The sequence below is a fragment of the Rosenbergiella epipactidis genome (genome assembly GCF_018494055.1).
Lineage (GTDB): Bacteria > Pseudomonadota > Gammaproteobacteria > Enterobacterales > Enterobacteriaceae > Rosenbergiella > Rosenbergiella epipactidis.
On the sequence record NZ_JABBFQ010000002.1, the window covers coordinates 74,193 to 93,169 of the forward strand.

18 protein-coding genes are annotated in these 18,977 nt (G+C 47.9%); 6 read left to right on the forward strand and 12 right to left on the reverse strand.

The window, feature by feature from the left end:
• The first annotated feature begins 187 nt into the window (after positions 1 to 187).
• The 6 genes from ppdD to yacG all read left to right on the forward strand — a co-directional run bounded on the left by ppdD (position 188) and on the right by yacG (position 4,885).
• Positions 188 to 628: a prepilin peptidase-dependent pilin gene (gene ppdD / locus HGT71_RS03295; protein ID WP_214216607.1), complete on the forward strand. Its 441-nt coding sequence runs from the start codon at positions 188 to 190 to the stop codon at positions 626 to 628.
• A complete protein-coding gene (locus tag HGT71_RS03300) occupies positions 625 to 2,022 on the forward strand; it encodes an ATPase, T2SS/T4P/T4SS family (RefSeq protein WP_214216609.1) in 1,398 nt (465 codons plus the stop codon). Before ppdD ends, HGT71_RS03300 begins: the two co-directional genes overlap by 4 nt.
• The gene (locus HGT71_RS03305; protein WP_214216611.1) at positions 2,009 to 3,208 is read left to right on the forward strand and encodes a type II secretion system F family protein; all 1,200 of its coding nucleotides are present in this window, start codon (positions 2,009 to 2,011) and stop codon (positions 3,206 to 3,208) included. The genes HGT71_RS03300 and HGT71_RS03305 overlap by 14 nt, the downstream gene beginning before the upstream one ends.
• 110 nt (positions 3,209 to 3,318) lie before the next feature.
• On the forward strand, positions 3,319 to 3,936 hold the full coding sequence (coaE, locus tag HGT71_RS03310; protein ID WP_214216613.1) for a dephospho-CoA kinase: 618 nt from the start codon (positions 3,319 to 3,321) through the stop codon (positions 3,934 to 3,936).
• A complete protein-coding gene (gene zapD / locus HGT71_RS03315) occupies positions 3,933 to 4,676 on the forward strand; it encodes a cell division protein ZapD (RefSeq protein ID WP_214216614.1) in 744 nt (247 codons plus the stop codon). The genes coaE and zapD overlap by 4 nt, the downstream gene beginning before the upstream one ends.
• Positions 4,677 to 4,684: 8 nt before the next feature.
• On the forward strand, positions 4,685 to 4,885 hold the full coding sequence (gene yacG / locus HGT71_RS03320) for a DNA gyrase inhibitor YacG (protein WP_099822570.1): 201 nt from the start codon (positions 4,685 to 4,687) through the stop codon (positions 4,883 to 4,885).
• Between the two features lie 17 nt (positions 4,886 to 4,902).
• On the opposite strand, the gene mutT is transcribed toward yacG, so the two are convergent.
• The 12 genes from mutT to murD form a co-directional block, all read right to left on the reverse strand.
• On the reverse strand, positions 4,903 to 5,298 hold the full coding sequence (gene mutT, locus HGT71_RS03325; RefSeq protein ID WP_214216615.1) for an 8-oxo-dGTP diphosphatase MutT: 396 nt from the start codon (positions 5,296 to 5,298) through the stop codon (positions 4,903 to 4,905).
• 78 nt (positions 5,299 to 5,376) lie between these two features.
• Entirely contained in the window at positions 5,377 to 8,082 is a 2,706-nt protein-coding gene (gene secA, locus HGT71_RS03330; protein WP_214216616.1) for a preprotein translocase subunit SecA, read from the reverse strand.
• A gap of 60 nt (positions 8,083 to 8,142) precedes the next feature.
• Entirely contained in the window at positions 8,143 to 8,640 is a 498-nt protein-coding gene (secM, locus tag HGT71_RS03335) for a secA translation cis-regulator SecM (RefSeq protein ID WP_214216617.1), read from the reverse strand.
• 252 nt (positions 8,641 to 8,892) lie between these two features.
• Positions 8,893 to 9,810, reverse strand: coding sequence for a UDP-3-O-acyl-N-acetylglucosamine deacetylase (gene lpxC, locus HGT71_RS03340; RefSeq protein ID WP_099822573.1), 918 nt, complete (start codon positions 9,808 to 9,810; stop codon positions 8,893 to 8,895).
• A 103-nt stretch (positions 9,811 to 9,913) separates the two neighbouring features.
• A complete protein-coding gene (gene ftsZ, locus HGT71_RS03345) occupies positions 9,914 to 11,068 on the reverse strand; it encodes a cell division protein FtsZ (protein ID WP_048911515.1) in 1,155 nt (384 codons plus the stop codon).
• A gap of 72 nt (positions 11,069 to 11,140) precedes the next feature.
• Positions 11,141 to 12,397, reverse strand: a complete 1,257-nt coding sequence (ftsA, locus tag HGT71_RS03350; protein ID WP_048911514.1) for a cell division protein FtsA — start codon at positions 12,395 to 12,397, stop codon at positions 11,141 to 11,143.
• On the reverse strand, positions 12,394 to 13,236 hold the full coding sequence (gene ftsQ / locus HGT71_RS03355) for a cell division protein FtsQ (RefSeq protein ID WP_048911513.1): 843 nt from the start codon (positions 13,234 to 13,236) through the stop codon (positions 12,394 to 12,396). Before ftsQ ends, ftsA begins: the two co-directional genes overlap by 4 nt.
• A gap of 10 nt (positions 13,237 to 13,246) precedes the next feature.
• Positions 13,247 to 13,393 carry a hypothetical protein gene (locus HGT71_RS03360; RefSeq protein ID WP_214216618.1) on the reverse strand — a complete coding sequence of 49 codons (147 nt, stop codon included), beginning with the start codon at positions 13,391 to 13,393 and terminating at the stop codon, positions 13,247 to 13,249.
• 478 nt (positions 13,394 to 13,871) lie between these two features.
• Positions 13,872 to 15,326 (reverse strand): UDP-N-acetylmuramate--L-alanine ligase, encoded by a 1,455-nt coding sequence (gene murC / locus HGT71_RS03365; protein WP_214216619.1) that lies wholly within the window; start codon positions 15,324 to 15,326, stop codon positions 13,872 to 13,874.
• Between the two features lie 50 nt (positions 15,327 to 15,376).
• Complete coding sequence (gene murG / locus HGT71_RS03370) at positions 15,377 to 16,438, reverse strand: undecaprenyldiphospho-muramoylpentapeptide beta-N-acetylglucosaminyltransferase (RefSeq protein ID WP_214216620.1); 1,062 nt, start codon at positions 16,436 to 16,438, stop codon at positions 15,377 to 15,379.
• Positions 16,435 to 17,661 carry a cell division protein FtsW gene (ftsW, locus tag HGT71_RS03375; RefSeq protein WP_099822576.1) on the reverse strand — a complete coding sequence of 409 codons (1,227 nt, stop codon included), beginning with the start codon at positions 17,659 to 17,661 and terminating at the stop codon, positions 16,435 to 16,437. The genes murG and ftsW overlap by 4 nt, the downstream gene beginning before the upstream one ends.
• A complete protein-coding gene (murD, locus tag HGT71_RS03380; protein ID WP_214216621.1) occupies positions 17,661 to 18,977 on the reverse strand; it encodes a UDP-N-acetylmuramoyl-L-alanine--D-glutamate ligase in 1,317 nt (438 codons plus the stop codon). Before murD ends, ftsW begins: the two co-directional genes overlap by 1 nt.

Consider the following 18,977-nt stretch of genomic DNA (forward strand, 5'->3'; position numbering starts at 1 on the left):
GTGCCCGACAATAAGCCAGACTTTATTCAAGATTACCATAGGCATTCCGCGATACCTCACAAGCTTTAAGAAACTGCCTGAGAAAGAATATAAACATTGTGCAGCTAAATCCTAGACTGATCATACATCCTTCCTAACCACGTAATTCCGCTTTAAAAAGGCATTTTTACTGCGAAGGAAGGATATTATGGAACAAGGATTTACATTGATCGAATTAATGATCGTTATCGCGATCATCGCTATTTTAAGCTCCTTAGGTATCCCGGCTTATCAAGGGTATCTGCAAAAAGCCGCGCTGACCGATCTACTCCAAGTCTTACAGCCCTATAAAACCGCAGTAGAGCTCTGCGCACTTGAAAAGGGAGAGCTTAACACTTGCCACAGTGGCCAAGAAGGCATCCCCCTTCCCCGGACGACTCGCTACACCACCGAATTAACTGTCAATAACGGCGTTATACGTGCGCAGGGAGCTAACACCTTAACTGGGCTTACGGCAGAACTTATCCCTACGCTACAACCAGAAATTGGAGCGTTAAGTTGGCAACGCCGGTGTACTGCGGCTAATCAGACCTTAAAGGATAACTGCGAACGTCAACTTCGCTATGACGATGTGGGGAATAAACCATGAGTGCAGGAACCACACAGCTTAAAGTATTTTGCGAAAACCATCCGGCACTTATTCTGTATGAAGATAAAGAGTCGCTGTGCTTAGTCGTCATGTCTCCTCCCTCGCCGGAGGATATAAATCAACTCACCTTTACCTGCCAAAAAAAAATCGCCATCAAATCGGTGTCCAGAGAAGAATTCCTGACCTCTCAGCAAGCTGCCACAATACCACACCCTTTACAGACCGAATATAAAGGGGAGGATAACCCGACGACGATAGACTACTGCCAAACTATTCTCCGCCATGCGGTACAACAAAAGGCCTCTGATATTCATATTGACCCTCATGCCCAAGGCGCAAAAATTCGTCTAAGAGTGGACGGCGTATTATATATTTACGGTGAACTCACGTCCGTCGAAACCACTGCCATCAGTAGCCGATTTAAATTACTCGCCGGTGTCGATATTGCCGAAAATCGCCGCCCGCAAGATGGTCAACTCAGCCTCCTAGACCAGGAGATAAACTATTCTTTCCGCCTCGCGACCCTCCCCACCAAATTTGGTGAAAAAGTCGTTTTACGACTGCTCGAAACATTTAGGGGGGATCTACAACTGGAAAATCTTGGTATGCCTCCGGCGCAGTTAGCTATTTTTAAGACAGCATTAGCGGCTCCCCAAGGATTGATTATTGTTACAGGCCCGACTGGCAGTGGTAAAACCGCTACGCTGTATAGCGCCCTCAACTCGCTGAATAGGGAGGAACGTAACCTCTGCAGTGTAGAAGATCCGATTGAATTGGTGATTCCGGGGATTAATCAAACCCAAATTAACCTTAAAGCCGGTCTCGATTTTCCAACGATCCTACGCGCATTACTCCGTCAAGATCCCGATATCTTGATGATTGGTGAAATTAGAGATAACCAAACAGCGGATATTGCGATTAAAGCAGCGCAAACCGGCCATTTAGTCCTCAGTACATTACACACTAACTCTCCTCTCGACACGCTGAGCCGCTTAACACAAATGGGCGTTGCCGAATACCTCACTGCCAGCGCAGTAAAACTTATTGTTGCTCAACGCCTCGTAAGACGTTTATGCCAGCAGTGTCGACTCTCGTCCCCCGATCCCTTACCTGCACACTTAGCGTTACCCTCACATCAACATTGGCTGGCGGTAGGCTGCCAATATTGCCTTTATGGCTATACTGGCCGTCATGCCCTCTTTGAATTACTCCCTGTCGATGCAGCGATCAAAGAGGCCATCATCAAAAAGACCTCTACGCAAAATATTCGTGCACGGTTACAAGAAAACAACCTAGACACGCTCTTTAAGGCGGGTCTGTACGCGGTGATAAAAGGGATCACCACTTATCAAGAACTGCTCCGTGTAGTAGGAACGGATAATGAAGCCGCTTAGACTCTATTCTTGGCAGGGTGTCTCGTTTAAGGGGGACAATTGTTCCGGTTATCAACTCTGTACTCATCGAGAGCAAGGCGAGCAACAATTGATGGCCGAGGGAATTATTGCTTACCATTTTACGCTGAAACACCGTCGCTTAATGCAGAGCTGGCAACTCAACACGCTCATCGTCTTCTTTCAACAATTGGAATCTATGCTCAATGCGGGGCTCACCTTATCGGTAAGCCTCAATTTATTGAAGAGTAACCAGCCTTCGCTACCTTGGCGAATCGTTATTGAGTTATTACTGAAAAAAATTTCCGCTGGGGAAAAGCTCTCGGCAGCGCTCAGCCAATGGCCGCAAATTTTTCCCCCTACGCTTTCCGCACTCATCAGCGCTGGAGAACTTACCGGCCATTTGCCCAATAGTTGCTTACAGGTGGTGAAGCTATTAGAGCAGCGAAAGGCCATGCGAGAGGAACTCGTTGCTGCATTACGCTACCCTTGCATCACCCTATTTTTTTTAGTGTTCACTACTGCTGGGCTGCTCGCTTTTGTGCTGCCAGAGTTTGCATTGATGTATCAATCGTTAAATGCACCCTTGCCCTACCTTACGCAATTATTGATTAGCGCCTCACAGTCTATCAATGCCATATTGCCCTTACTCTGCGTACTCACCGCACTGATACTGCCCATTCTCCACTATGGCGATCGGCGTTATCCAAGGTGGAAACTGATACGCCACCGACTGTTACTGACTACACCACTCGTGGGAGAAGTCTGGCGGAGTAGGCAGCTCTCATTACTCTTCTCAACCCTTGCCAGCACGCAACAATCAGGGCTCACTCTGCTGAATGGACTACAACTTGTCGCCAGTATTTTCACCTCACCGTTGTGGAAACAAAGTATCGAAACGGTTTATCAACGGCTCCATACTGGAGAAAAACTGTCGCAAGCGCTGGCCTATGAGGATCACTATCCTTCATTACCCTTACTCCTTATTCGATCAGCAGAAGAAACCGGACAGCTTGATAATGCCTTTTCTCAATTAGCCACTTGGTATTCCGACCAAGCCTCAACCCTTAGTCGACGTCTTGCCCAACGCATTGAACCGTTGATGCTTGCAGTCAGCGGAGGGTTGGTGGGTGGTGTGGTCATCGCCCTGTACTTACCCATATTCTATTTAGGAGAGGCATTAGGTTAGCGATTCCGTAATTGACAAGGTTTACAGCCCAGCCTATCCGCTTCATACTGACTCCATGACTGAGAATAGTACGCAAAAGCGATACTAAAGAGTGAGGTTGGGTTAACACTATGGCTTATATCGTGGCGCTTACTGGTGGCATTGCGAGTGGTAAATCAACCGTTGCCGAACTCTTTGCGGCGAGTCACATAGAGATTATCGACGCAGACCTGATCGCTCGGGAGGTCGTTGAACCTGGCCAGCCCGCCTTAGCGACGATGGTAGACTACTTTGGTCAGCACATTCTGTTGGATAACGGGCAACTCGACCGAAAAAAATTACGCGAGATTATTTTTTCTACCCCTGAGCACAAACAATGGCTGAATAACTTATTACACCCATTGATCCAACAAAGAACCCAGCAAAAAATCGTGCAATGTTCCGGACAATGGTGCCTCTGGGTTGTGCCGCTTTTAGTTGAAAACCAGTTACAGCATCTTGCCCAGCGAGTGATTGTGGTGGACAGCGATGAAGAGAAACAAATTAAGCGAGTCTGTGAACGAGACAGTATTCCGCGCTCCCAGGCTTTGGCTATCATTCACGCTCAGGCCACACGGCAACAGCGGCTAGCCATCGCCGATGATGTCATCGATAATAACTTGTCGAAAAGCGCTTTAGCCGAGAAAGTCTCTCAGCTTATTTTGACCTACAATCAATTAGCATCAGAATATAAGGGGCGCGATCAATGACCCAGTCACCCATCATCTTCGAATACCCACTTAACGAAAAAATGCGGAGCTGGTTGCGCGTTGAATATTTACTGCAGCAACTGACAGCCTCGAACAATGCCGACTCACCTGAGGCTTGCTTACTTTATTTACGTACTCTGACAGAGCTTCTTGATATCTTCGAGCGTAGTGAGTTACGCGCCGACTTGCTAAAAGAGTTAGAAAAGCAGCAAGGGAAGCTACATCAATGGCTAGCAGTGCCGGATATCGACGTACAAGCCGTCAATCAATTGATAAGTGAACTTAGCGCTCATAGCCATGCTATCAATACAGCGCCCAAGTTTGGTACGACGTTTAAAGAAGATCGTTTTATCGGACAATTGCGTCAACGCCTGTCGATCCCTGGCGGCTATTGTAACTTTGACACGCCGACCTTACATCTCTGGCTACATCTACCTTTGGAAAAGCGTCAAGCTCAGCTCGATCAATGGTATTCAGGTTTGGCCGCACTACACCTCAGTTTACAGGCCATTCTCCATTTAATCAGACAGAGTGGACGGTTTATCGAGGCTGAAACTCACCAAGGTTTTTACCAAAATTCGGCGGAAGATAAAGATCTTATTCGGATCCAATTAGCGAGCGAAGATGAAATTTACCCACAAGTTTCGGGTCACAAAGCGCGATTTTCAATTCGCTTTTTTCCATTGGAAAACGATGGTAGAGTCCCAGAAAATTTATTGTTCCAACTCGCTTGCTGCTAAGAGGCCTTATGCAACCCGAACCTACTACTGTTAACTGCCCACAATGCCAAAAAGAGGTCATTTGGGATGAGTTGAGCGCTTGGCGCCCCTTCTGCTCTAAGCGTTGCCAAATGATTGACCTTGGCGAATGGGCAGCAGAGGAGAAATCTATTCCAGGTCAACCCACGCACTTTGACCATGAGGCATGGAGCGAGAAAGACCCGGAATAACGCAACAAGATTGGCGACTACAGTTCGCCTTTCACTAAGCGTTCAACCATCTCACTATTCGCTGGCGGGAACTCATCAGCCTGTAAGTCAGCTTGCGCGACCCAACGTTGCGGTTGCCCTTCTTTCCCCCAAGGTTGGCCCAGCCACTGTTCCACCAAGAAGAAATGCAGTGTAACGCTCACCTCCTGATAGGTATGGCTTGCAGTACCAATAGGCTGAGCTTCGGTAACAGTGATCCCCGTTTCTTCCATCAGTTCGCGAGTTAAGCCTTCCAACGCTGTCTCGTCCGTTTCGATTTTCCCCCCTGGGAACTCCCACTTATTTGCCATATGAGAGGTCGATGCGCGTTGAGTCAGAAAGATTTCTTTCTCAGCGTTACGAATAATACCGACTGCAACCTGTAAATTTTTCATTATTGATGCCCCACTAGACAGTAAAAAGGCCCATGTTTCCATGGACCTTTCCTGATATCAGCTACTTACCAGAACGAGTTATGCTAAACGTCCATGGCAATGTTTATATTTTTTACCGGAACCGCATGGGCATAAATCGTTACGACCGACTTTACGCTCCGCTGCTTGGTTAGCCATTTCATTCCCTGCCGCAGTGTCGTCATCGACATGGCTAAGCTGTTGCTGTTCCGCTAAACGCTCAGCTTCGTCACGGAACTGCTGCTCCATGGCCTCAACCTCTTCAGGCATACGAACTTGGACTTTACTTAAGGTGCTGACAACTTCATATTTCAGCCCTTCAAGCATACTGGCGAACATTGAGAAGGATTCACGCTTATACTCTTGCTTTGGATCTTTCTGAGCGTAACCACGTAAATGGATACCCTGACGTAAGTAATCCATCGCAGCAAGGTGCTCTTTCCATAGTGTATCCAGCGTCTGCAGCATGATCCCTTTTTCAAAGCTGCGCATGGTGTCTACACCCACCGCGGCTTCTTTATCGGCATACTGTTGCAGCGAGTGCTGCAGAATACGTTCACGTAAAACTTCTTCGTGTAATTCTGGCTCTTTATCCAACCACTCGGTAAGCGGAAGATGAAGCTCGAAATCTGTACGTAAGCGCTCTTCTAAACCGGCCACATCCCACATCTCTTCAAGAGATTGCGGTGGAATAAATTGACTGATGGTCGAGGTCAAGACATCTTCACGAATACTGTTAATAGTTTCGCTCACGTCCGACACGTCCAGTAACTCATTACGCTGCGAGTAGATGGCTTTCCGTTGATCGTTTGCCACGTCATCGTATTCGAGCAATTGCTTACGGATATCGAAGTTACGGCTCTCAACTTTACGCTGCGCATTGGCAATGGCTTTGGTCACCCATGGGTGCTCGATCGCTTCACCAGGTTTCATCCCCAGTTTACGCATCATGCCTGACACGCGGTCTGAGGCGAAAATACGCATCAAGGCATCTTCCATTGAAAGATAGAAGCGTGATGACCCTTTGTCGCCCTGACGGCCGGCACGACCACGAAGCTGGTTATCAATACGACGTGATTCATGGCGCTCTGTACCGATAATATGTAGACCACCGGCTTCAAGTACCGCATCGTGGCGCACTTGCCATGCTTCTTTAATCGCTGCAATCTCTGCCTCAGTCGGCTCGGTCAAGGCTTCAACTTCGGCGTGCCAGCTTCCGCCTAACATAATGTCCGTACCACGTCCGGCCATGTTAGTCGCAATGGTGACGGCACCAGGCTGTCCTGCCTGCGCAATAATATCCGCTTCACTGGCGTGGAACTTAGCATTCAGTACGCTATGCTTGATACCCGCGCGAGCTAACGCATCCGCAACGACTTCGGATTTTTCAATCGAGATAGTACCGACCAACACGGGTTGTCCGCGAGAAGTACAGTCTTTAATATCTTCAATGATTGCATCAATTTTTTCTTTCTCGGTCATATAGACCAAGTCAGCATTATCTTTACGTACCATCGGACGGTTAGTCGGTACGACAATGGTATCTAACTTATAGATACTGCTGAATTCGAAGGCTTCGGTATCGGCAGTACCGGTCATCCCCGCAAGCTTTTCGTAGATACGGAAGTAGTTTTGGAAAGTGATGGAAGCCAGCGTTTGGTTCTCATTCTGAATTTCAACGCCTTCTTTTGCTTCAACCGCTTGGTGCAGACCCTCGGACCAGCGACGGCCTTGCATGGTACGGCCTGTATGTTCATCGACGATGATCACTTCACCGTCTTTAACGATGTAATCAACATCGCGCGTGAACAGTGCATGCGCACGTAAGGCTGCCGTGACATGGTGCATCAGCATAATATTAGTCGGTGAGTAAAGTGACTCACCTTCTTCCATAATATTCTGTGCCACCAGTAACTGCTCAATTTTTACTAAGCCGCGTTCGGTTAAATGTACCTGACGCGCTTTTTCATCCACCGAGAAGTCACCTTCACCTTGGAAAGTGTCGGAGTCTTCTTTATCTTGGCGAACCAAATGCGGGATGATTTTATTGACTTGAATATAGAGCTCAGAACTGTCTTCTGCAGGCCCTGAAATAATTAACGGCGTACGCGCTTCATCGATCAGAATGGAGTCAACTTCATCGACTAACGCATAATGCAGTTTACGCTGAACACGCTCTTCAGGGCTGAACGCCATGTTATCGCGTAAGTAGTCAAATCCATATTCGTTATTGGTGCCGTAGGTGATATCTGCTGCATAAGCTTCACGCTTAGCAGGGGCTTGCATACCAGGTAAGTTGATACCGATGGTTAAGCCTAAAAACTCAAATAATGGGCGGTTATTTTCAGCATCACGTTGCGCAAGATAATCGTTTACGGTTACGACGTGAACGCCTTTACCACTTAACGCATTAAGGTAGGCGGGAAGTGTTGCCGTTAAGGTTTTACCTTCACCAGTACGCATTTCTGCGATGCAGCGCTCGTTGAGCACCATACCACCTAATAATTGCACATCAAAATGGCGCATATTAAACACACGTTTACTGGCTTCGCGCACGGTAGCAAAAGCTTCTGGAATAAGGCTTTCTAGACTTTCACCTTTTTCCAAACGCTGACGAAACTCACCGGTTTTCGCCTTTAATTGCTCATCACTGAGCGCGACGTAGTCCGGTTCCATGTTATTGATGACATCAACCACTTTACGCATACGGCGCAACGTACGGTCATTACTGCTACCAAAAATCTTTGTTAATAACTTCATTACCATGATTATAAATTCTCTTTATTGACAACAAATTCACGAGTTGTGACGACATAATAGTTATAGTTAATCGTGAAGCGGCCCGGCCCGTATCCCTTGAACTTGAGCAACCCAGCGGCCGGTTGAAAACACCATAGGTGTTCGACTCACTGGTCGCTGACGAATAAGACGGCGAGCTTTTAATGCCGCAGCCGACGTCAAAAGGGTAATTAATGAATAGAGGGCAACGAGGCTTTTAACCGTCAACTGTGAATAAGCAGGCTCTCGACTCTGAGTTCTGGGTAACGAAAAAGAGAGGTGACGAATAACCGTGCGTAGCGTTTGTTGATGCCAAAAATTTTGTACGTAGGTAGGACGTAATACGCGTTCGTGCAAACGTATAAGGTGGTAGATACGTGCTTGGGGAGAAGTAGAAAGCTTATTGGATAACGCTGTATCGTTAGTATTGGTTAACAGACCGTTGGTGAAAGGCAACCCTAGACCTGCCGCGACTATCCCTAATAAGAGATGCGGCCATAGATAGCGTCTACCTAGTTGTCCCCAGCGCGAAATCAAACCAATCACAATTCATCCATTAATATTGAAAAATAGCATCTATTATCGTTATAGAGGATAGGTGAAGTCTTTCCTGATTGTCCTGCCTACCGAATAACGTTGATAGTAGCATCAATCGCCCCATGCCACACTAATGATTACGCTGTGTCACTGAAAAAGCCATCAACCGCATAGATTTCATACAAAAAAAAACGAGCCAGCTGAACGGAGAGTAATCAGCATGGCCCGTCTGTTATTACGGCGTTAGCCGTAATAATAATATTACGCGAGAACGAAGTTTTTCAGTCTAAATGCCTGAGGGATCTCAGCTTCATTTTCAAAGGTCGCCCATTCGTAAGCTTCCTGATTAGCTAAGACCGCTTGCAGCAGTTGATTGTTTAAGCCGTGACCCGATTTGTATGCAGAGAATGCACCAATCATATTGTGACCACACATAAACAAGTCGCCGATTGCGTCTAACATTTTATGACGAACGAACTCGTCATCAAAACGTAAACCTTCTTCGTTCAAGACACGGAAGTCGTCTAATCCAATCGCACAGTCAAGACTTCCACCCAGGCACAGGCCACGAGACTGTAATTGTTCGATATCACGCATAAACCCAAAGGTCCGCGCGCGACTAATCTGACGGATAAACGCTTCTGTCGAGAAATTTAAGCGATAGTTCTGAGAACTTGCGTCAATCGCTGGATGCTTAAAGTCGATAGTAAAGTCCAGAGAGAAACCATTATAAGGCTTCACTTCGGCCCACTTGTCGCCATCTTCGACGCGTACGGTTTGCTTAACGCGCAGGAACTTCTTCGCGCTGTTGAGCTCTTCAACCCCAGCATCTAACAGAAGATAGACGAAAGGTGCTGCGCTGCCATCCATAATAGGGATCTCAGGCGCATCAACTTCGACAATGATGTTATCAATCCCTAATCCAGCAAGCGCTGAGTTAAGGTGTTCGACCGTAGAGATACGGATACCTTGGTCGTTGATAAGGCAAGTACTTAGCATCGTGTCGCGCACAAATTTAGCATCTGCCGGGAAATCAACCGGTGGATTTAAGTCAGTGCGGCGATAGATGACCCCAGTATTTGCTGGTGCAGGCCGCAGGTTCAACGTCACTTTCTTGCCGGTATGTAAACCGACACCAGTGGCCTGAACAATACGTTTTAATGTCCTTTGTTTGATCATCGTATCAATCTCGCAAAATTACTGTTTCCAGACGGGAATATAACCCATAAAAGGACGCACACTTTAGCACAAAAAGCGATTGCCGACAATTTTCAGTAATATCTTAATCTGCTTGCTTACGTAAGAACGCAGGAATATCGAGATAATCTGGCTCTTTATTCGGCTGTGAACTTGGTTCGTTAACCACTTTCGCCGCAGGTTTGTTCTCTTGAGGTAACGGCGTCAACCCATGTTGCTGATAGCGATGATCGACCACAGGCTGAGAGGTATTTTTATTGGTGACTAGCGTAATTTCAGGGCGCTTGTCCATGCCAATACCCGTAGCAACAACGGTTACACGCAGCTCATCATTCATTTCAGGGTCAAGAGACGTACCAATTACCACGGTTGCGTTATCTGAAGCAAACGCACGAATGGTGTTACCGACCGTTTCAAACTCATCTAAACGCAGATCGAAGCCAGCTGTAATGTTGACCAAGACGCCACGCGCACCAGAAAGATCGATATCTTCTAACAGTGGGCTAGAAATCGCCATTTCGGCAGCTTCTTCAGCACGGTCTTCACCGCAAGCAATCCCAGATCCCATCATGGCGTAGCCCATTTCGGACATTACAGTACGCACGTCAGCAAAGTCGACGTTCATCAAGCCTGGGCGAGTAATCAGCTCAGCGATACCCTGTACCGCACCTTTCAGTACGTCGTTAGCAGCACCGAAAGCGTCTAGAAGGGAGATACCACGGCCTAGGACTTTAAGTAGCTTGTCGTTTGGAATGGTGATGAGAGAATCAACATGCTTGGAGAGTTCAGCGATACCTTGCTCAGCAAAAGCCATACGCTTTTTGCCTTCAAAGTTAAAAGGCTTAGTGACCACGGCAACCGTTAAGATACCCAGATCTTTTGCCACTTCCGCGACAACAGGGGCTGCACCCGTACCTGTACCGCCGCCCATACCGGCTGCGATAAATACCATATCAGCGCCATCCAGTGCTGCACGTAATGCTTCGCGATCTTCTTCTGCTGAATTACGTCCAACTTCTGGGTTCGCGCCCGCCCCTAATCCTTTAGTAATGTTATTACCAATTTGGATTGTTTGGCCGACTGCTGTTTTACGTAATGCTTGCGCATCCGTGTTCACTGCGAAGAACTCAACACCTTCGATACGCTCACGTACCATGTGTTCGACAGCATTACCACCGCCACCCCCGACGCCGATGACTTTAATCACCGCATCGTTGGTTAATTCCATAGGTTCAAACATGATTACTCTCCGTTATGTGCCTGTTGCCAGAGGATCACTCAGTAGGCTTAGGATGATCCTCTTTAATCAAAATTAAAACTCTTTTTTTAACCAACTGTTAAATTTTTTGAACCACGTACTGACAGGTGAGTGTTTTGACGACTCAGCTTCGTCTCCCAAATGGGATTCTTTACCATAATGTAAGAGGCCCACCACCGTAGAGTAATACGCTTCTTGCGCGTAGTCCGTTAATCCAGTGATGTTTAACGGCTGGCCAATTCTTACTTGAGTATGGAACACTCGTTGTGCACACGCGGCCAAACCTTCGATTTGCGCCGCACCGCCAGTCAGTACGATTCCCGCCGCTAGATGGTGCTTAACCCCTTGCTGGCGTAATTGTTCTTGTAACTCTAGAATCTCGTCGTTGACCAGATTCAGTAATTCCGTATAACGCGGCTCAATCACTTCGGCTAATGTCTGACGTTGTAAGCTACGAGGCGGTCTTCCCCCAACACTCGGGACTTCTACATTTTCATCTTTACCGACGATAGATCCTAAAGCGCAACCGTGACGAACTTTAATCGCTTCGGCATCGGTTGGTGGCGTACCAAAAGCGTAAGCAATATCGCTGGTGACCACGTTCCCTGCATAAGGTATCACTTTAGTATGACGTAACGCACCGCCAGTATAGACCGCCATATCCATAGTGCCACCGCCAATGTCGACGACACAGACGCCAAGCTCGCGTTCGTCTTCAGTGAGCACGGCATAACTTGAAGCCAAACCGGCGAAAATCAGTTGGTCTACTTTCAGCCCACAGCGCTCCACCGCTTTAACAATATTTTTTGCCATATCGTTATGGCAAGTGATGAGGTGCACTTTAGCATGCATCCTCACCCCAGATAAACCGACAGGGTTCTTAATCCCTTCTTGGTAATCGATGGCATATTCTTGCGGGATAACGTGCAGTATGCGATGTTCGTCTCGAACCCGTACCGACTTCGCAGTATGGACGACGTTTTCAACATCATCCTGTGTTACTTCTTCTTCCGAAATCGGAACCATCCCGATTTCGTTCTGGCAACTAATATGTTTGCCGGATAATGAAAGGTAAACAGATGAGATCTGGCAATCTGCCATCAACTCAGCTTGGTCAATTGCGCGTTGAACGCATTTTACAACTGACTCAAGATCATTAACACCGCCCTTATCCATTCCACGAGAAGGACAGCTACCAACCCCAATAATATTGACCATACCATCGGGCAGAATTTCCCCTACCAGGGCAGCAACCTTGGCGGTGCCAATCTCTAGTCCTACTACCAGTTTTCTGTCCGTTGCCTTGATCATTGTTGTTTAGCCTGTGCCTGATTTTGTTGCTGATTACCTGTTTGCGTGTCTACGGGTGCGGGGCCCCATCCAACTGCGGCGCCCGAATCGTAACGAAGATCAACATAGCTGATAGTTTTATTATCCGCTTGTGCCTGTTTAACGAGTTCTGGATAAAGAGTAATAAAACGCTGTAAACGTTTATCATCCTCCCCTCTTCCTAACTCAATTCTCATACCATCACTTGTAATAAGCTGCCAAGAGTGACGCGCGGTCATCGCAGTGGCTTTCAACGTTAAGTGTACCGTATGCAATTTTGTTGCCATTTGGTAGAAAGCCGCCATCACCTCTTTTTCACTTCCTTCGGGACCGTAAAGTAAGGGCATATCTTGTTTAGGCGCGCCTTGGTGGAAAGGCAGTGTAAATGAAACCCCTGACGCATCGACGACATGCTGCTCATTCCACCTTGCTACGGGTACATATTCAACCAGATGAATCTTTAATTCGTCTGGCCATTGTTTCCGTACACTTACTTGTTTAATCCAAGGTAACCTTTCAAGTTGTTGCTGAATAATGTCGACATTTTGCGACATAAAGGTTCCTGGCGGCCCCAACGAGAGTATCGCTTGGCGTACATCATCATTCGAGGTATAGCGTTTCTCTCCAGTCACCACGAGCTTCGAAAGCGGTAACCGCGAGACATCATCCATCCAATTTACGACCGCTATCCCACCAAACACGATGGTACCGACAACCATCAGAAGAAAAACCACGCCAAAAAGACGAGTGCCATTACTCCGACCAGAGCGTAAACGTTTTTGCGTTTCTTTATTTTTCGTATTCAGTGCAGCCTGAGACATATCAGTCTGTTTACTCCAGAATCTGTTGGACAAGCAGCGTGATCTGATTTTCTGCTTGCTTAGCTGCCAATGGGATTAAGTTGTACTCGTTTAAAATAAGTACAGTTTCCCCTTCATCCAGCTGAAATTGACCTTTGCTATTGCGCTGAGTAGTCATATTTACCTTCCTTGGCAGCCTAGGGCTGGTCAGTCTGACCATGCATAATGACGCTAATTGTACACTTCACCAACAATCTACTGTGAAGGAAAAAATATCGTTTCTCATCAGAAAGATATTTTGCATTATAATCATAAAATTCATTAATAGTCTGAATCTGTATTGATGGCAATATTTTGTCACTAATTATTGCAACCAAGCTTCATTGCCGCCTAAAAAACCACCAAATATTGATTAATCATCTTTCCGCTGTCGAAAACGATGAATCACGTTAATCATTAGCCGATAAGTTGTCGCTTTCTTCATAAACGGCATTAATCAATAAACACCTGAATCCCGATCAGCTAAACCTAGGGTCATAATGTGCTCGGTATCGATTCCAGCATAACAACTCACCACTAGAGGTCGTGTATTGCTTTCTAGGAGGCCACAAAGTCAGATAAGGCCTCCTAAATGTTCGATCCGGTTAGCCCTTAGCCTATTCCGCCGGCACTTCCCAGTTTTCCGCCAACTGACGGGCAATACGCCCCACAGTACCAGCACCTTGTAAAAGCACAAGATCATTACCGCTTAGGGTCGGTGCCAAGAATTCCAGTAACGCGTCTTGATCCGTCACCAAAATTGGATCGACTTTTCCGCGAGAGCGAACTGAACGACACAGTGCTCGACTATCCGCCCCAGCAATCGGCGACTCGCCGGCAGAATAAACATCCAGCATCAACAATACATCAACATTCGAGAGAACATTGGCAAAATCGTCAAATAAGTCGCGAGTTCGGGTGTAACGATGGGGTTGAAACACCATCACTAATTTCTTATCTGGCCAGCCTGCTCGTGCAGCTTTGATTGTGGCATCCACTTCTGTTGGATGGTGCCCATAATCATCCACCAGCATAGCGCTACCGCTGATCTCGCTGACCTTATCGGTGGCATAATCGCCCAACACATCAAAGCGGCGCCCAGTGCCTTGGAAGCTCTCCAAGGCGGCTAAGATATCGCAGTCCTCAATCCCCTCTTCCGTGGCTACCGCAATGGCGGCAGCGGCGTTAAGGGCATTATGGCGTCCCGGGGCATTTAACGTCACGACCATCTCAGGCTTATCCTGACGATAGACGGTAAAACGTCCTGTCGCACCCTGCTGCTGATAGTCTGCTAGGCGAACATCTGCATCATCACTGAAGCCATAAGTCGTCACTTGGCGGCCGACATCAGGCAGTAATTCACGGACCACTTCATCGTCAACACATAACACAGCACGGCCATAGAAAGGCAGATTGTGTAAGAAGTTAATGAAGGTCTGTTTTAAATTTTCGAAGTCACCTTGGTAAGTATCCATATGGTCGGCTTCAATATTCGTCACTATCGCGACCATCGGTTGGAGATGCAAGAAAGAGGCATCGCTCTCATCCGCTTCGGCAATCAAATAGCGACTACTTCCTAAACGCGCATGCGTTCCGGCTGCTTTCACTAAGCCACCGTTTACAAACGTCGGATCCAATCCGCCTTCAGCGTAAATACTGGAAACCATGGCGGTCGTTGTCGTTTTACCGTGTGTCCCAGCAATCGCGATGCCATGACGAAAACGCATCAATTCCGCAAGCATCTCCGCACGACGGATAACCGGAATACGGGAATCTCTTGCCGCCACTAACTCTGGGTTATCTTCAGCAATCGCGCTTGATACCACAACCACACTGACCCCTTGAATATTTTCTGGGCTATGGTTGAAGTAGATCGTCGCGCCAAGGCCTGTCAGGTGTTTCGTTACCGCGTTAGGTGCCAAATCAGAACCACTAATTTGATACCCTTCATTGGCCAACACTTCAGCAATACCGCCCATACCTGCGCCACCAATACCTACAAAATGGATGTGCTTTACACGTCTCATTTCCGGCACGATAGAGCGTAACTTTGCTAATTGTTGAGTATTCATGAATAACTTCTTACCTATACCTTACGAGGGATGAAAACTTCACCCCTAAATTAATGAGCAACGATATCTTTAATGGCTTGTGCGACACGCTGGGTTGAGTCCGGAACAGCTGTCTTCTGTGCGTTTTCGGCGTAACCCAGTAGCGTTTCACGATCCCACTTTTGCAAGCACTCTATAACCGCTTGAGCGGTAAACTGCGGCTGCTCTAAAATGACAGCTGCCCCCGCTTTCTCAAGCGATAACGCATTCCAATACTGTTGGCGGTCTTTATGCGGGAAAGGCACAAAGATTGCCGCGACCCCCGCTGACGCAATTTCACTGACCGTTAACGCACCGGAACGGCACACCACCACATCCGCCCAAGCATAGGCCTCAGCCACATCATCGATAAATTCTGTAATGTTATGATGACCGACACCGCGCTGACGATAATCTTGTTCAACCTCTGCTTGGTTACCCTTACCGGTCTGGTGCCAAATCGTTACTTTTTCCCCTAGCGCTTGTGCGACTTCGGGCAATTGCTGATTCAGGATACGCGCGCCTTGGCTCCCCCCCATCACCAGCACTCTGAGTGGCCCTTCCCTTTCTTGGAATCGGCGATCCGGTGCAGGCAGTGCCAAAACATCTTTACGCACTGGGTTACCCACCACCTCCGCATTGGGGAACGCCCCAGGGAAGGCTTGCATAACCTTGCGAGCAATTTTAGACAGCCATTGGTTTGTAAGGCCTGCTATTCCGTTTTGCTCGTGCAGAACAACAGGTACACCACAACTCCACGCGGCTAACCCGCCGGGGCCGGAAACATAGCCACCCATCCCTAACACAATATCAGGCTGCCACTGGTTAATAATTTTTCTCGCTTGACGCCAAGCTGAGAAGATACGCCAGGGGGCTTGTAAAAGCGCTTTAACACCTTTACCACGCAATCCATTAATTTTGATGAAGTCGATCGCAATGCCATGCTTAGGCACTAAATCAGCTTCCATCCTGTCAGCGGTGCCGAGCCAACGGACTTCCCACCCTTCTTCCATCAATTGATGGGCCACTGCTAAGCCAGGGAAAACATGTCCTCCGGTTCCGCCCGCCATGACCATCAGTTTTTTACTACTCATCGATTACCTCGGGTTACCGCATGGGCTTTCGCTAAGCGCGTTTCAAAATCTATACGCAGCAGCAGGACTATCGCTGTGGACATAATAATTAAGCTCGATCCACCGTAGCTAATAAGCGGTAAGGTCAGACCTTTGGTCGGTAGCATACCCGCTGCCGCACCAACGTTAACTAAGGCTTGGAAACTGAACCAAACACCAATGGCACAGGCTAAAAAGCCAGCGAAACGCTGATCAAGTTCTAGCGCCCTGCGTCCTATCGACATCGCACGAAATGCCACAAAGAATACCATCAATAGCGCGAGAACCACACCAAAATAGCCAAGTTCTTCACCGATGATCGCAAAGATAAAGTCGGTATGCGCCTCAGGCAGGTATTCCAATTTCTGTACGGAGTTACCAAGCCCTTGTCCCCAGAACTCACCGCGGCCAAATGCCATTAAAGATTGCGTTAACTGGTAACCGCTTCCAAAAGGATCGGCCCAAGGGTTCCAGAAAGAAGTGACGCGTCGCATCCGGTATGGCTCAACCATGATCAGCAAGACAACTGAGAACAATCCACAGCCGATAATCGCCAAGAACTGCCACAGCTTAGCGCCAGCTAGAAATAACATCGCCAAGGTTGTCACGAACAGTACGATAACCGTCCCTAAATCCGGCTGTGCCAAGAGCAGTACCGCGAGAATGACCATTACCCCCATGGGTTTTAAAAAGCCCCATAGGTTGCTTCGTACTTCGTCCACCTTTCTGACCAAATAACTGGCGAGGTAACAAAAGAGCGAGAGTTTAGAAAATTCTGCAGGCTGAATACGTAATGGTCCTAAGGCAATCCACCGCGAAGCACCGTTTACCGAGCTTCCCACCACTAAGACCACTAACAACATGACAACAGAAAGGAGCAGCATTACATTGCTGTATTTCTGCCAGAACGACATGGGCAAACGTAAAGTAATCAGTGAAATGGCGAAACCTAGCCCCAGATAGAAGGCGTCGCGTTTAGCGAAATAGAACGGGTCATCGTTCATCCGCTGCCCGACCGGAACTGATGCCGAGGTCACCATCACAAAACCGATGATCGCTAACCCAAAGGTTAACCATAACAACGTCCGGTCATACAGCACCACAGAAGACGTATCACTCTCCCGTGATCCCATTACCCAATCTTGTATCCGTTCTGAAAGCGCAGCAACACCGCGCCCTAAGAGCCTCAGACCCGGGATATGCATTAGCCCAACTCCTTCGCTAGCGCCGCAAATCGTTCGCCACGCTGTTCATAGTTTTTAAATTGATCGAGACTGGCGCAGGCGGGTGAAAGTAACACAACATCCCCTTTTTTCACCTGCTGACTGATCGCGTGCATAGCATCCTCAAGCGTGTCGACGTGGACAGAAATTTCAGGACGTAGCGCGTACAACAATTCCGCATCTCGGCCAAAACAGTAAACCTTTATATTGTTACCTTGTATTAACCGCTCTAAAGGTGAAAAGTCAGCAGACTTACCATCGCCCCCAAGAAGTAACCATAATGTGCCTTGGCACTGGAGGCCCTTAAGAGCCGCCTCGGTACTGCCAACGTTGGTCGCTTTCGAGTCGTTGATCCACTCAACACCCGCATTTCGATGGATCAACTGGTAGCGATGCGGCAATCCCGTAAAGGTCGTTAAGGCTTTCAAACAGCTCGCACGCGGTACGCCAACTGCTTCCGCCAGCGCTAACGCGGCTAACGCGTTAGTGAGGTTATGCTGGCCAGTCAGGTGCATTTCATCGCTATTAAGGACTTTCTCGCCCTTGGCGCGCAACCAGGTCTGACCTTGTTGCTGATTAAGGTGGTAGTCGCCAAAGGTTACACCGAAGCTGATACAACGCCGATCGACGCCACGGACCGGCATCGTCATCGCATCGTCAACATTGACGATACAGTGCTTAGCCTGCTCGTAAATACGCAGCTTCGCCGCACGATATTGTTGGAAACCAAGTGGATAGCGATCCATATGGTCTTCTGTCACATTTAAAATAGTGGCTGCGCTAGCTTGTAGACTTTGAGTGGTCTCCAATTGAAAACTGGATAACTCAAGGACATAGAGCTGAACCTGAGGATTCAATAAGGAGAGTGCAGGAAGACCAATATTTCCGCCGACGGCGGTTTGCCATCCTGCCGCACGAGACATTTCACCCACTAAGCTAGTGACTGTGCTTTTTCCATTCGAGCCGGTGATCGCCACGATAGGGGCCTGCGCTTCGCGACAGAATAATTCGATATCCCCCACAATCTCGATCCCTTCTGCCGCAGCGTCGCTAATAGCGGGATGTGACAGCGCTATACCGGGACTGAGTACGATGAGGTCAGCCTCGACTAACCACTGTTTATTTATGTCGCCTACCCAACGCTCAACCTTTTCAGGCAGTTTATCGATACCAGGAGGATTGCTACGCGAATCGATCACCTTGGGCACTACGCCGCGCGCCAAGAAAAACTCAACACAAGACAGGCCAGTAATGCCTAAGCCGACGATAACAATCTTTCTACCTTGGTAATCTGCCAT

Bases quoted from the DNA above. Each gene is read 5' to 3' on its own strand.
- mutT (WP_214216615.1), bottom strand. From the start codon at position 5,298: ATGAAAAATTTACAGGTTGCAGTCGGTATTATTCGTAACGCTGAGAAA.
- murD (WP_214216621.1), bottom strand. From the start codon at position 18,977: ATGGCAGATTACCAAGGTAGAAAGATTGTTATCGTCGGCTTAGGCATT.
- ppdD (WP_214216607.1), top strand. From the start codon at position 188: ATGGAACAAGGATTTACATTGATCGAATTAATGATCGTTATCGCGATC.
- ftsA (WP_048911514.1), bottom strand. From the start codon at position 12,397: ATGATCAAGGCAACGGACAGAAAACTGGTAGTAGGACTAGAGATTGGC.
- HGT71_RS03305 (WP_214216611.1), top strand. From the start codon at position 2,009: ATGAAGCCGCTTAGACTCTATTCTTGGCAGGGTGTCTCGTTTAAGGGG.
- secA (WP_214216616.1), bottom strand. From the start codon at position 8,082: ATGGTAATGAAGTTATTAACAAAGATTTTTGGTAGCAGTAATGACCGT.
- HGT71_RS03360 (WP_214216618.1), bottom strand. From the start codon at position 13,393: ATGACTACTCAGCGCAATAGCAAAGGTCAATTTCAGCTGGATGAAGGG.
- HGT71_RS03300 (WP_214216609.1), top strand. From the start codon at position 625: ATGAGTGCAGGAACCACACAGCTTAAAGTATTTTGCGAAAACCATCCG.
- ftsQ (WP_048911513.1), bottom strand. From the start codon at position 13,236: ATGTCTCAGGCTGCACTGAATACGAAAAATAAAGAAACGCAAAAACGT.
- yacG (WP_099822570.1), top strand. From the start codon at position 4,685: ATGCAACCCGAACCTACTACTGTTAACTGCCCACAATGCCAAAAAGAG.
- ftsZ (WP_048911515.1), bottom strand. From the start codon at position 11,068: ATGTTTGAACCTATGGAATTAACCAACGATGCGGTGATTAAAGTCATC.
- zapD (WP_214216614.1), top strand. From the start codon at position 3,933: ATGACCCAGTCACCCATCATCTTCGAATACCCACTTAACGAAAAAATG.
- murC (WP_214216619.1), bottom strand. From the start codon at position 15,326: ATGAATACTCAACAATTAGCAAAGTTACGCTCTATCGTGCCGGAAATG.
- coaE (WP_214216613.1), top strand. From the start codon at position 3,319: ATGGCTTATATCGTGGCGCTTACTGGTGGCATTGCGAGTGGTAAATCA.
- murG (WP_214216620.1), bottom strand. From the start codon at position 16,438: ATGAGTAGTAAAAAACTGATGGTCATGGCGGGCGGAACCGGAGGACAT.
- ftsW (WP_099822576.1), bottom strand. From the start codon at position 17,661: ATGCATATCCCGGGTCTGAGGCTCTTAGGGCGCGGTGTTGCTGCGCTT.
- lpxC (WP_099822573.1), bottom strand. From the start codon at position 9,810: ATGATCAAACAAAGGACATTAAAACGTATTGTTCAGGCCACTGGTGTC.